Annotated in this window: 13 protein-coding genes; 8 read left to right on the plus strand and 5 right to left on the minus strand. The window is 66.9% G+C overall.

Annotated elements, in window-relative coordinates:
* The first annotated feature begins 43 nt into the window (after nt 1-43).
* From ACQP2P_RS16200 to ACQP2P_RS16210, 3 genes are all read left to right on the plus strand, one after another.
* Nucleotides 44-664 carry a hypothetical protein gene (locus ACQP2P_RS16200; protein ID WP_433616902.1) on the plus strand — a complete coding sequence of 207 codons (621 nt, stop codon included), beginning with the start codon at nt 44-46 and terminating at the stop codon, nt 662-664.
* Between the two features lie 240 nt (nt 665-904).
* Nucleotides 905-1783, plus strand: coding sequence for a hypothetical protein (locus ACQP2P_RS16205; RefSeq protein ID WP_433616904.1), 879 nt, complete (start codon nt 905-907; stop codon nt 1781-1783).
* Between the two features lie 71 nt (nt 1784-1854).
* Entirely contained in the window at nt 1855-2121 is a 267-nt protein-coding gene (locus ACQP2P_RS16210; protein ID WP_433616905.1) for a hypothetical protein, read from the plus strand.
* A gap of 621 nt (nt 2122-2742) precedes the next feature.
* Here ACQP2P_RS16210 and ACQP2P_RS16215 read toward each other — a convergent pair.
* Nucleotides 2743-3396: a histidine phosphatase family protein gene (locus ACQP2P_RS16215; protein ID WP_433616907.1), complete on the minus strand. Its 654-nt coding sequence runs from the start codon at nt 3394-3396 to the stop codon at nt 2743-2745.
* 179 nt (nt 3397-3575) lie between these two features.
* On the opposite strand from ACQP2P_RS16215, the gene ACQP2P_RS16220 reads away from it, so the two are divergent.
* Complete coding sequence (locus ACQP2P_RS16220) at nt 3576-4391, plus strand: hypothetical protein (RefSeq protein WP_433616909.1); 816 nt, start codon at nt 3576-3578, stop codon at nt 4389-4391.
* Between the two features lie 210 nt (nt 4392-4601).
* Here the strand turns inward: ACQP2P_RS16220 and ACQP2P_RS16225 are convergent, their stop codons facing one another.
* The 3 genes from ACQP2P_RS16225 to ACQP2P_RS16235 all read right to left on the minus strand — a co-directional run bounded on the left by ACQP2P_RS16225 (nt 4602) and on the right by ACQP2P_RS16235 (nt 7198).
* A complete protein-coding gene (locus ACQP2P_RS16225; RefSeq protein ID WP_433616911.1) occupies nt 4602-5024 on the minus strand; it encodes a GntR family transcriptional regulator in 423 nt (140 codons plus the stop codon).
* Nucleotides 5025-5313: 289 nt separating this feature from the next.
* Complete coding sequence (locus tag ACQP2P_RS16230; RefSeq protein ID WP_433616912.1) at nt 5314-6135, minus strand: hypothetical protein; 822 nt, start codon at nt 6133-6135, stop codon at nt 5314-5316.
* A gap of 529 nt (nt 6136-6664) precedes the next feature.
* A complete protein-coding gene (locus tag ACQP2P_RS16235; protein ID WP_433616914.1) occupies nt 6665-7198 on the minus strand; it encodes a hypothetical protein in 534 nt (177 codons plus the stop codon).
* A gap of 671 nt (nt 7199-7869) precedes the next feature.
* Between ACQP2P_RS16235 and ACQP2P_RS16240 the strand changes: the two genes are divergently transcribed.
* Together ACQP2P_RS16240 and ACQP2P_RS16245 are read left to right on the plus strand one after the other, a co-directional pair.
* Nucleotides 7870-8856 (plus strand): helix-turn-helix domain-containing protein, encoded by a 987-nt coding sequence (locus tag ACQP2P_RS16240; protein WP_433616915.1) that lies wholly within the window; start codon nt 7870-7872, stop codon nt 8854-8856.
* Nucleotides 8857-9033: 177 nt separating this feature from the next.
* A complete protein-coding gene (locus tag ACQP2P_RS16245; protein WP_433619150.1) occupies nt 9034-10575 on the plus strand; it encodes an ISL3 family transposase in 1542 nt (513 codons plus the stop codon).
* Nucleotides 10576-10603: 28 nt separating this feature from the next.
* Here the strand turns inward: ACQP2P_RS16245 and ACQP2P_RS16250 are convergent, their stop codons facing one another.
* Nucleotides 10604-10921, minus strand: coding sequence for a transposase family protein (locus ACQP2P_RS16250; protein WP_433616917.1), 318 nt, complete (start codon nt 10919-10921; stop codon nt 10604-10606).
* 322 nt (nt 10922-11243) lie between these two features.
* Here ACQP2P_RS16250 and ACQP2P_RS16255 point away from each other — a divergent pair, with 322 nt between their 5' ends.
* On the plus strand, nt 11244-11516 hold the full coding sequence (locus ACQP2P_RS16255) for a hypothetical protein (RefSeq protein ID WP_433616919.1): 273 nt from the start codon (nt 11244-11246) through the stop codon (nt 11514-11516).
* A gap of 706 nt (nt 11517-12222) precedes the next feature.
* Nucleotides 12223-12702 (plus strand): hypothetical protein, encoded by a 480-nt coding sequence (locus tag ACQP2P_RS16260; RefSeq protein ID WP_433616921.1) that lies wholly within the window; start codon nt 12223-12225, stop codon nt 12700-12702.
* Nucleotides 12703-13044: the final 342 nt, after the last annotated feature.

Below are 13044 nucleotides of genomic sequence, written 5' to 3' on the forward strand. Positions count from 1 at the left end.
AGGGTCGCGTTAGTTGTGACGGTATGTCTGTGCGGACGGTCCGGTGACGGCGCCGCGCGCGCTGGACGGTCTGCCCTGTCTGGAGTGCGCCCGGCCGTTGTTGTTCGACGAGGCGAACGGGTGGGTGGTGTGCGCGACGGCGCAGTGTGTCGCGATGGGCATGGAGATGCCGTTGTGGCGCGCGGCTCGACGGCGTGACGCGGCCGATCCGAATCCGGCGGGTTGGCCGCGGCCTCTGCTCGGTGGTCTGCCGGTGCCGTGGATCACCGTGGTCGCTGCGGGCCGGGCATGGTTCCGGCATTTGCATGGGGACCGCCTGCGGGACTGCCAGACCGGCTGGTTGTGCCAGGTCTGCGGTGAGCTCTTGCCCGAGCTTGCTTGGGTGGTAGTCACGGAGGAAGGACATGTGGTGACACCCGCCGGTATGCATCAGCGATGTCGCGTGCTCGCGACCTCGAGGTGTCCGCACCTGCAGGCCGCCGGCAGGCGGCTCCGTGATGTTGAAGTCACCCGCGAGCGGATCATTTCCGGTGGCCGACCCTGGGCTCAGGTCCGCAGTCCAGTGTCCTGGCAGGACTGGACGCTGCTCGGCGACAAGCTCACACTGAGTACCGTCAATGCCCACATGGTTATCCACAGCCCCGCCGCACGGGGTTGTGGATAACCTTCTCGCCGCCGTCCCGCCGCTGTTGGTACATTCGTACGAAAAGGCGGCTGCGGTGATGTCTTCCCCCTTCATCTCGTGCTGCTGTGCTCGTGCGTGTGGTGAGGGGGAGTGTGTCTACGTCAGCGCTGGCCGAGGGGGCCGATCGGGGCGCGTCCGTGCCTGGCGGAGGCCGGGCGCGGCTGCGGCAGGTCTGGTCGGGGGGGTGGCCGGATCGACCGTCCGGACGATGTGGCGGCGGTGCTTGCCGATGTGCGGCGTGCGGCCGCGACCCGGTCGTCGACTGCGGAGTCGCTGGCGGTGCTCGAGCGCGGTGCGGAGGTGCCCCGCGGGGGCACGGTCGATCCTCGGCACGCGCTGCCGGTTCCGGTCGAGCTGGAGCCGGTGCTGGGTGGCGGGTTGCGCCGTGGCAGTGTGGTGGCGGCGGCCGGGTCTGGATCGCTGCTGCTGAGCGTGCTCGGCGCGGCGCATGGCGCTGGCGCGTGGGCCGCGATTGTGGGGCAGCGAACGACCTTCGCGGCGACGGCGGCGATCGAGTTTGCGGTGGATCTGGGGCGGGTGGCGTTGATCCCCAATCCTGGCAACGACTGGGCGCGGGTCGCTGCGGCGCTGATCGCGGGTGTGGATCTGCTGGTGGTGTACCCGACGGCGGCGGTGCCGGATGCGATGGCGAGCCGGCTGCAGGCGCGGGCTCGGAAGGCGGGCTGTGTGCTGGTCGTGGTCGGGCCAACGGCCGGGGCGAGGGTGTGGCCGGGGCCGGACCTGGTGGTGGAGGCGATCGGGCACCGGTTCCATGGACTCGGCGCGGGGCGCGGCCGGTTACGCCTGCATGAGATCCAGGTCAGCGTGACCCGGCGGCGGGGCGGTGCGCAGGCGCCGATGTGGGTTCCGATGCCGCCGCCGTCCCTCGCGGCGATCGCCGGCCCGCAGCCCGGCCCGCAGCCCGGCGCGGTGCCGGACTTCGGCCTACCGGACAGCTGGCCGACGGTGCGGCGCACGCACGGCACCGACCAGCGCAATCTTCGGCCGGTGTCGCCGCGGCCAGCAGTGGAAGATCCGTGGGCGGCGCATCTGGTGACGGACGATGCATGGGCCGCACGCCGGGCCAAGACGGCATAGGTGGCACGTCAGGGCGTGGCCCGGGGTGCGCGGGGGTCTGGCAGCTGGCTGCCCACCTAGCGGCCACGGCGGTGGTCGAGCACGTGCGGGCCGATGTCGACGAGGCGCTCGCCGACCAAGTCGCTGAGGCGATCCGTGCCGTATGGCCGGGCTGGGGGCGGGTCGCTGCCCCGACGCGTGAGCGGCTGTCGGTCGGGTTGGCCCTGCACCGTCACGTCAGCACCTGGTATCGGGGGCTGGCGCCGGACGCCGGGCTGACCGAGGTGACGGCGTGTGCGATCAAGACCGGCGCTGAGCTCCCGGCCGCGCAACACCGGCTCATCCGTCTGGTGCTCTAGCGCCCGGCCCGGCTGCGCGCGGCTGCACTTGGCCTTGACCTGGAGCGCCGGCCGTGACGCACACTCCAGCACCGGCAGTACCGTCATCGCCGGGCGGGGCAGACGCCTGCGAGCGGGAACGTGACGCACCACTTCGCATGGTGCCGCCCGCGAGGATGGTCAGGTGGCTTCGTTCGTGTGAACGGGGCCCAGATGTTCGCGACTTTCGGGCCCGGGTTGGGTGGGGTTTCCTCGATCAATGTCGGTGATCTTGGGAACCACGTTCTGCGGTGGTGAGGGTTGCTAGGCGCGGGTTCGAAGGGCGGTTCAGCATCCGGGCGGGTGATGACGGCGGCGGCGTCGGGCGGTGGCAGTGCTGAGATGTCGTGGCTGGTGGGGTGGGCCAGACCACGCACGGATAGGCCAGCTCGGGAGTCCAATCGGATCGCCGCGAACAGGTCGACCTTCGACATCGGTGACATCGGCGGGCTCCCGTCCAGACCCGCCGATGCTCCCATCGCCACGAGTAGGCCCGGAACTGGTGAACATCGAATCCGCCCGATCAAGGTGGGACCCGAACTGGCGAACAAAACGCAGTTCACCGCGTGCCGCGCTCGCCTGCACCGGCCCGCCGACCCAGCGTCAGGTCAGGTGGCCAACGTCGTTCAGCTGGACGACCCTGCGACTGTGGACGCGGTCGTCCTCACGCAGCAAGGTGATTCCCCCGGATGAGAACTGGAAGCCCACCAGGCCCGCCGCGCCGATCGGCATGCCGATCCACGCCGCGAGCAGGAACGTGGCCGTGCCCCCGTGGGTCACTACGACCTGATGCTCCGCCTTCGACTGCAGAATGCGGTCCAGCGCCGCGTAGGCTCGCACGGCCAGTTCCCACCTCGTCTCAGCGCCGGGCACGCCCTCGTCATGACGCAGCCGTTCGCCGGAGGCCGGCGGTGGTACGAACCGTTCCTCCAGCCACGCCTTCGGCCGTCCGCCTGCCTCGCCGAACGACTTCTCGCGCAGAGCGGCGTCGAACACCACCCGTACCGCGAGCCGGTCTGCGACAACCTCGGCCGTACGCCGGGCCCGCAGCAGGTCGGACGAGAACACCTCGACCACACCGTGACTCGGAAGTCGACCAGCCAACGCATCTGCGATCTGCCCCGCATGAGCAAGGCCCTGGCCGGTGAGGTCAGAGTCAAACCATCCGCCGACCAGCCCATCGACGTGGTGCGTTGCCTCCGGATGCGTGACTACGTACAAGGTCCTCACCCACACCTCCTCCAGCGCATCACGCAAGCACCCGAACCTAGCAAAGTGGAACAGCCGGAATGCCACACCGTCCGACCGCACCGACAAGGCGCAGATCAACGTCCGTCGGTGGGCCCCGAACCCACGCACACAAGAATCGGCCACGAAACGGTGGGACCCGAAATCACCGACAAACGGGCCCCTAACTCACCGACGAAGCCAGTCAGGTGATCGCGCCGGCGGACAAGGCGGTGGCGCGGGACGCGTTCCGGCACGCCGATGCGCTGGAACGCGAGGTTCTACGGCGGTTCCCGGACGCGTGGCGGCAGCTGGATGCGTGGCGGCAGCAGCCGCCGGTGGTGTGGCCGCAGTGGTGTCTGCTGCCGATGGCTGCGAGCACGGCGGTCGCGCTCGCGGGACGGAGTTCCGTCGGGTTCGGGGTGGCGGCGCGGGCGCCGGTCGCGCAGGTGGCGGCGTTGTACGCGTGGCGGTACTCCCGGGCGGTCTACCTGGTCGAGCCCGGACTGCTGCACCGGCTGCTGTCCACAGTGCCTGACGCGCTGACGCTGGACGACGTCACGGGCTTGCCGTCGTGGTGTGTCTATGTGCCTGGCGGGCATCCCGAGTTTCCGGGCCAGGGCTTGTGGGCGCACCTGGAGCATGACGCCAAGACCGGCCGGCCGGAGCTGCGGCTGCTCCTCGACGCCGGCGACGGGCTCGAGGCGATGCTGCCGATCCCGGTCTATCTGGACCGGCCTTCACTGACGGAGGCCCTCGCCGACTTCCGCGCCACCGCCCTCGCCACCACCGACGGGCAACGGCCGACCCTGGACGGGCCGGACGTCCGCGGCGCTGCCGGAGACGCGACCGTGGCGAACCTCGCCGACCGAGTCGACGGGCTCCTCGCCGTCATCGCGTACCTGGCCCGCCCCGAGGCCGACATCGTCGACGCCATTCGTCCGGGAGCGCGCCCGGGACCCCGCCGGACCCGGATCGCACGTGACCGGCAGGTCTGGGCCGTCGGCTACAACACCCGCACCTGACCGGCCTAGCTTCGCGATGCATCCGACCGCGCCGCCGGGCAGCGAAGACAAGAGACCGGCATCCACGGGGGAAGATGCCGGTCTCGATAATCAGGATGCCAGGCGGATCCCCTCCCCGCCAAGGGGCGCCGTCTGCGAAGGGCTTCGCGCAGGGCCGGCGCGGAGGCGACACCAACCGCGTCGCGGAGTTCCACCGGAGTGTGGTGCCGGTCAGGGGTGTAGCGACGGCAGGGGCGCGATCAGTTCGACCTGGTCGGCCGGGTATCGCTCCGTGGTGCCGCCCGCCCCGGCCACCGTGATCACGGGCATTTCGGGGCGGCAGCGCAGCGCCGCAGCCTCGGGCAGGGTGGGCATCCATGCCGTGACGTGATCGCCTGGCGCCAGCGCGATGGCCACCCGATCGGGCGGTACGCACACCACGGCGCGGTAGCCGCGACGCTTGGCGATGAGCAACTCCCGGCTCAGTACGGCGAGGGCGTCGCGGAGGGTGTCGAGGCCGCAGCCGACGATGTGGCATAGATCCTTCTCTGACGGCAGCTGGGTACCCGGCAGGTACTCGCCGCTGAGGATCTTTCCGCGCAGCAGGCCAGCGGCGGCCACGAAACCGACCTGATCGGAACGACCGAACTCCATGCCCCCATGTTAGGGCCATGTGGCAATAATCGGGAACTACCTGCGGCGACCTTCGTGCACCGCCCGCGTTGTGAGCGTAAGGCGCTGCAGCGCAGGCCGCGTCCCGGGGTCGATCGGAATCGGTTCGATCTACCCCTGCTCGCTTGCTCGTTCGTCCTTCTATGACGTTCAGTTGCACCTGTCACCAGCGGGTTCCTCTGAACAGGGGGCTCGCCCACTTCTGTCAGCGACAGTTGTCACTGATCTTCGGCGCTACTTGTCCCACCCTTCAGAGCGGAGCCGGCAACGTTCAGGGCAGTTGGGGGCGTGGCACCGCCCCCAACGCGTGCGTGAGGTCGAGCCCGACGGCCGGGAGCTGCGGCGCACGTTTCCCGAAGGCATGGTCGAAATCGACCTTGCGGCTTTTCCATGCGTAGCCAGTCTTGCTAGATGCGCCATACGCCCTTTCTCGGTCAAGGATTGCAGCACGTGCGTCGTCACGCCCGAGCAGCCGTACGTGCGGAGTGACGGCGCCGTGGGCGTCAGGGTTGGGCGAGATCTTCCATTTCATCAGGGCGAATAAGTCGACTGCGGGACGCTTCCACGGTGGATCGGAAAGAAACGCCGCCCTACTCAAAGCCGCGGCATCTTCAAGGTCGACAAAGTAGGAGTACGCAATCGCGTCGTCTCGCCCATTTAGTGCCCACTCGACACGCGCCTTAACCTGACACGTCAGGGTCTCCTGGTCGGCTGCAAGCAAAGCGCGCAAGCCCGGGGTGAGCTGGCTATCGTCAAAGCCCATCCGCCAGCGACCATGCTGGAAGGAATCGCCGGGGATGAATAAATCCACGTCGTCCAGTCGGTCCATCCAGCCTGCAGCAACCCGGTTGATCTGCTGCATTTCCTTGCTCATACCCGCGGTTTTCCATGAGGCCGCGTACCACCACGAGTCGTAGGTGGTCAGTGTCGGACGAGTAAAGAGCACGCCGACGCAGGTCTCACTGTAGCCGCCAAGCCAGGAGGCGTTCGTTGCCAGGCTAAACCACGTTCCGGCTTCATCAGGGCTTGCGATCCGTTGCTGAAATCGCTTGGAGATTCGGGCGTATTCAGCGATCAGATCCTCGGGTGTCACCTTCGACTCCTCTCACCAGAGCGGGTTCACGGCGATCCCGGCGGACCGATGCCACTACCCTCAAGCCCCGCCCAGGTCCCAGGCCGTTGGCGGCTTCGCTGTAAACAGAATGGCCTCTGGCAAACGGGCCGCCGGAGGCCATTCCGCGTTCACGGTCTCGCTTTACGGCTCACTAGAGGTACGTAACGGAAGTGCGCGGACAGTGAGTATCGGCACATCGCCGATCGCGACCGCTACGGTCAAGACCTCGCACTCTGGCGGAGGCGGCTCGAATACGGCGACGTGGATATACCGGCCGCCGATGCCTCCGGTTCCGACTCCAGTGGTACTACGCCACTGAAGCGTCTCGCCTTGATCGGTCGTCACCGTCACGTCGGGCCAGGAATCGGCCGGGCCATCGGGAGTCGGGGTGTCCAGAATGACGTGAAGAGCGTCGTCCTGGATTCCCAGAACTAGGGCGTAACCGTTCGTTGGTGGCTCGCCCCTACTCGTGCGCCAGTATATGTTCTGAGGCATGGGTAAGTATGGACTACGTGCAGGGGAAGGTGGGCGCCGGGCTGAGCGAGGGGTAGGGAAGGAAGTTGCCCGACACGGCTGCCGTGCCCCAGAACTTCGCCATCCACTGGCCCGAGCTGCCGGGGAAGCATGCCGTATGGCCGCCGACTGAGGGGAACTGTGAGACCTGGTTTGAAGTGATGGGGCTGTCCGCGGCCATGTACCCGCCGGCCGCCTCCTTCACGAAGATTTGGACCTTCAGGCTGACTGCGGCGACGTAGTTGCAGCTGATCCAGATGCCGTAGTGGATCGTGTTGTTGCTGGCGGAGTACTGCGGCGAAGGACTCCAGTAGGCGAGGCAGGTCAGATCTTCCGCCCTCTTGTTGCCCTTGATCGAGTCGGCCTTCACCGTGACGGACGCGATCGGCGTTCCCTGCGGCCCCGTCGGCGTCTCGACCCCGCTTTGGCGGGTTTTGTTGTCGTGCGGGTCCGCGGCAGCCGGCACGCCCACGAGCCCGGCGCCGAGCACTGATCCGATGATCAGTGCGCAGAGCTTCCGTCTGAACATGTGAACCTCCATGACTCGCCCGAGCAGTATGCATCGGAGCTGCTACGAACATTAGCCTTAGATTTACATGTGTCAATTAAATTATCGCGCACTATTTGAAACGCATTCGTGGCATGTCTCATTGCGGGTTGCAGTAGCCCGAATGGACGATTTGTCGAAGACCCCCCGCCTTGAGAGGGGGGGGCTGGCGGGGTCCTCCTATTTGGACGGCGTCACTTCGGCCGGTTGGGCGCCGCCCAGGTCCGGGATTCGGAGGACTAGTACTGACGGCTCGCTGAGGGGAGTGAAGTACTTCGCCTCCAGCACGTCGCGAAATCGCTTTAGCTTTGTCACGGCGGACTTGCGGGCGTCAACCGCAGCCTGTGGGCGGTCATCAGTGATGGCTGCTCGAGCGCGATGATGCGCTTGCCGTCACTCGCAAGGGGGACTGTTCTCCGTCGATGGGGTCGAGCTTCACCCCCGTGGTCCGCGGGCGGCCTGGTGGCTGAGGAACCTGCGATCCCGTGAACGGCGTGCGCTCGCCCAGGCACTTGCTCTGCCCTGCGCGCCACCGGACGCCGCACGTGCACCCGTGCCGAAGCCGTCGCCAGTCCATAGCCGAACGCGCATGTCGCCTCCGTCGCTGATGGGCGGTTGGTCGATTGGCCTCCGTAGTGTCATCCTCACGACAGGTGACATGGAACGGTGTAGCTGTCTTCATCTGGCTTCAAGCGGAAGGCACCTGGACGGTGGATGATCTCGGCGCAACACTGAGGCAGGCCCGCGAGGCGGCTGGCATCACCCTGTCCGGCATGGCTGCGCGTACGCCCTACTCCAAGAGCCACCTCGGTAACGTCGAGTGCGGCACGCGGAGCGTGACACCGGATGTGATCCGGGCGTACGAGAGAGTGCTTGGTGACGATATGGACCGTCGACAACTGCTGGTCGGCGCCGTTTCGGCGCTCGTAGCGGCGGGCGTTCCTGACGTGGCTTCCGACATCGCGATGAGCGTGCGGGCACAGCGGTACGGCCTACTGGCATCGACGCAAACGTCGCACGCGGTGGATAAGACGATCGCGGCCCTAGTGTCGAGGGACACGCCGAGCGTCGCGGCGCTGACGAAGTGGGCTCGTACGGGCTCGCCGGTCCTGCGGGTCAGCGCGGCTGGCATCCTCGCGAAGGTCGGCTCCCCCCTGCTTGACGGGCAGGTAGCGCGACACCTGGTCGCCGACGCGGAGGTCCGTGGTCTCTACCTGACTGCGGTCGCCTCGCGGGTCTTCGCGATGCTGTGGGACGAGGCCGGGCAAATCGTCAGTGATAGCGCGGCTACCTATGCCGACCGGATCGCGGAGTTGTCCGTCGAGGTCGCCAACGCGGCTGACGCGGGCGCTCGCTGGTGTTCCATCGTCCTGCTGGCCCGAGCCAGGCCCGAGGCTCGGGACACTGCACGACTACGGCGGGTCCGCGCTGTGGCGGGTCGCCGCCTTGACCGGACCGCAGCACGGCAAGTAACCGGCCGACCAGCGGCACCGGCCGGAGCAAGACAAGCTTCGACCACGGTGCCGCTGGTCCCCAGCCCGCGATGCACCGCTGCGATTGGGCGAGCGATGACCGACCCGGCGTGCATCCGTCTGCCCGACGTGCCTGGCGTCTCTGGCGCCGCTGTCGCGGATTCCTGAAGACTGGATCTGGATCTGACCCGCTTTTCGTGATGGGAGACTGACCCGGATCGTTGTGTTGTCCACTGTGTATGGTCGGCCGCCGTGCGGGTTTCCGATCTTGCCGTGGTCTTGCCGCACCTCGCGGCAGTGGTTGTTGAAAAGGTTGAGCGAGGGCCGTCTGGGCTGCAGTTGCGGGTGCGAGCGCGGTCCCGGCGGGCTGCCTGTCCGCAGTGTGGTCGTGGGTCGCGCAGGATGCACAGCCGCTACGAGCGTCGCTTAACCGACGCCTCGGTGGCGGGTACCGCAGTGGAGTTGCGGCTACGGGTCCGCCGGTTCTTCTGCGATGTGGCTTCCTGCCCGGCCCTGACGTTCGCGGAGCAGATCCCTGGCCTGACCAGCAAGTGGACGCGTCGCAGCCCGCTCATGCGGCGCACGCTGGAGTCGATCGCGCTTGCCCTCGCCGGACGTGCGGGTGCCCGGCTGGCCGTCATGCTGGGCCTCACGGTCGGCCGCAGCAGCATGCTGCGGCTGATCCGCGCGCTGCCGGATCCCGACGGTGCCGAGGTGAGCGTGCTCGGCGTTGACGACTTCGCGCTGCGCCGGGGTCACCACTACGCGACCGTGCTGATCGACGTCGACACCCGACGCCCCATCGACGTGCTCCCCGACCGGCGAGCCGAAACGTTGCAACGCTGGCTGGCCGCGCATCCCTCAGTCCGCGTGATCTGCCGGGACCGGGCCGGTAGCTATGCCGAAGGCGCCCGGTCCGGCGCACCGGACGCGGTGCAGGTCGCTGACCGATGGCACCTGTGGAAGAACCTCGGCGAGCACGCCGAAAAGACCGTCGCCCGGCACCTGCGCTGCCTGCTCGCAGCGCCCGCCGGACCCGCCGAACCCACCGGACCCGCCGAACCCGTGGTCGCGGTTCCCGACACGGAACAGACCGTTGCGCCGGTCCTCGTGGTGACAGCCGTCGACCGGACCGAGCAGGGACTGCTGGGTCCTCGCACCCGGCAGCGCTTTCAACAGGTCCAGGAACTGCTCGCGCGCGGCGCCACGATCCGGGCGATCGCCCGTGAGCTCGGCCTGGCCCGGGGAACCGTGCGCCGCTTCGCCCGCGCGGACAGCGTCCACGAACTCCTCGGCAAGCCCCATCCCGGACGTCCGCGCGTCCTCGACGAACACGCCGGCTACCTGCGTCAACGCCTGGCCGATGGCGTCACCAACGCCGTCACGCTGTTCGCCGAGCTGCGCGAGCGCGGCTACCACGGCAGCGCCACCACCCTGCGCACCTACCTGCGTCCGCTGCGAGCCGCTACCGGCCGGCCACCGGCGCCACGACGACCGCCGAAGGCCCGCCAGCTCACCAGCTGGCTGCTCACCCACCCGGACCGGCTCGCCAAAGATGACCGCGAACAGCTTGCACAAGCGCGTGCCGCCTGCCCGCACCTCGACACCCTGGCCACCCACATCGCTGCATTCGCAGAGATCCTGACCGCCCGGCAAGGGCAGCGACTCAACGACTGGATCGCAGCGGTCGAAGCCTGCGACCAGCCCGACCTCCGATCGTTCACCGCCGGCCTGCACCGCGACTACGACGCCGTCGTCAACGGACTGACCATGACCTACAGCTCAGGCGTGGTCGAAGGCCACGTCAACCGCATCAAGATGATCAAGCGCCAGATGTACGGCCGAGCCAACCTCGACCTCCTCCGCAAACGAATCCTCCTCGCATGACGGGTCAATCCCGATCACGAAAAGTGGGTCAGATCCAATTTTCAAAAATCGGCGACAGCCGCTCCACCACGTCCCGCTCGGCGAAGATCTTCCGGTCACAGCCGGCATCGGTGCAGAAGAACCTACGCACCAGCAGCCGGATCAGCACCCGCCGCCCAGCGATCGCCAGATCGGCCAACCGACGCCGATACCGGCTATGCACCCTCACAGACGCCCTGCGGCAGCTCGGACACGATGCCGCCGACGCGACGCAACGCGCCTCCACCTGAACGCTCGACTCCGCCAACACGACCCGGTCCACCACCACGCCATGCAGATGCGGGAACAACGTGGCAACAAGCTCCACAAGGGAACGATCAAACCATCAGATCAGTCGATCACCGGATGGGTGCCAGAGCCATTACGTCCGTCATGGCCGCCGTAGAGGGCGCCGGCGGAGGGACCATGAAACCGCCACCTTCCTGATGCCAGGATCGGTCTATCCGGATCTGGGGGTTGGCGCGCGCTCCGATGGTGCCAGATCTGCGACCCTATCACCGGGCGGTCGATTGGTGAGGATAGCGGCACGAACCTGTTTGTCGAGACAGGACGACGGCGCTGCACTTCGAGATGGCCCCTGGGTCGATGTAGGATCAGGAGATGGCGGCCGGTTGTGAAACGAGAAGCGTATGAGCTATGGATGGTTTAGCTACAGTCGTAACCCGCGGCAGACCTTCAGGGAATCATACTTGCCCAGAGCGGCCGGCGATCCAAGAATTATTGTTTGGCGGACGGCCCAAGAAACTTTCGTCATCGACGATGACCTGACTGGCCAGTATACGGAAATCTCCGGCTTCACCGAAGGTGCCATTGATGCATCCCTTGCATTTGCCAAGGCCATGGGCTGGCTGGCATCGGACGCAGAGGTTGCCGTGCGCGATGCTAGTGTTGTCTCTGCGTGAAGCGAAATAGAAGCGGTATCCAATGCAACACTCCGCGGCGATGGGGATGCCGATGCCCAGCGCCACCCACGGCCTGCAGGGATGTGTCTTGCGCATCCCCACCAGGCTGGAGATCTGGACAGCACCCATTCGGATCGTGACGGCTTCGCGGTCCCCGTTCACTGCTTGTTATCGGCCAATGAGATCGCTTCACGTAAATGGATTGAGACGTGACACGAGGAGCTCATGCAATCCTTCGGCGCGGACACATTCAGATAGGGTAATAGACGAGCACGGGCCAAGCTGGACGGCCTCTGCGAGGGTGTAAACGGGTGGGCCGTGCCGCCATCGGCGCGGTCAGCCTGACTGCAGTGCGTTCTCCGTACGGCTGCGGCGTGAGCCTGCTGCAGGCGTCCCCGAGATCGTCAACGGTGCGCCCGCGACCTGCAAACCACGGATCCCGCCAGGCCGCGCCGTCCACTTCGGCGGCTCCATACACGTGAGCGTGGATATGGCACCCACTCCCATATGCAGCGAAAAGTCTCCGTCTGCCGCATCCCGATGAGCCCATCGGTATGCGGCTTCCACGAGTTTTGGCCGTATTTGCTGATGCTGCACAACGACCAAAAGCACGTTGACGTAGATCGATAAAATACGATTGGCTACCTCCCGTCAGCAGCACTCAACCACGGGAGGCATTGTGAGGCTGTGGCGACCCGCTACAATCATGCTCATTGCGGTTCTGGCGGCATTCCCCGCCGCTGGTCCCGCGTCCGCCAAACCCGGTCCTGTCGACCCGCCCGGCGGGCAGAGCTGCACCCTGAAGCCCTCGCAGCCGTTCGTGAGCGCAGGCCCCACGAAGACGAGCGTGGGGAAATATGCGTTCACCGTCGAAGCGGTGGCGCTGATGGACTGCAACTTCATCCCGTACGCGTTCTCCGTCACGTCGGTTCTGCACAACTCGATGGATGGAGTGACGGGCGCCAACCGGAGCTCCACCGTCTCGTGCGCCAATCACACCTACTGCGAGGCGAACGCGTTCCTGACTCGCGAGGGACTGTTGTGCGGCTTTACGTACAACTACGACGACTACACGCAGGCCACCGGCTGGTACAAGGCCACTTCCTCGTCCGGCCAGACGACGCTCCAGTCGGTCAACAGCAGCCACAGCAGAGGCAGTTCCCACAACCCGCCCGGCGTGTGCTGATCCCTGCTCGATTCATCTCGGTCGCAAACCGGGTCACACTCTCGGAATCGTGACCGGACGTTCCGCCGCCAAACATGCTCCCGCGACGGACTGAAGATCAACTTCCTCGCGAGAAGACAGCCCAGCGGTGGCAAAACCGCATCGAGCCGGTGGACTGCCGCGCAGCAGTCCACCGGCTCGTGCCGCCACACCCCGCATCGCGTGTACGCCGGCCAGGGTCTCGAGCGGTGCTGACCAGGATCGCACCGCCGAACGGCCCGACTAACGGTGAAGCGGGCCGACCAGACGTGCCTCCGGCAAACGCCTCCCATCCAAGTCCAGACTCCAGATCAGCTCCGGACT

It is taken from the genome of Dactylosporangium sp. CA-139114 (assembly GCF_050955725.1).
GTDB lineage: Bacteria > Actinomycetota > Actinomycetes > Mycobacteriales > Micromonosporaceae > Dactylosporangium.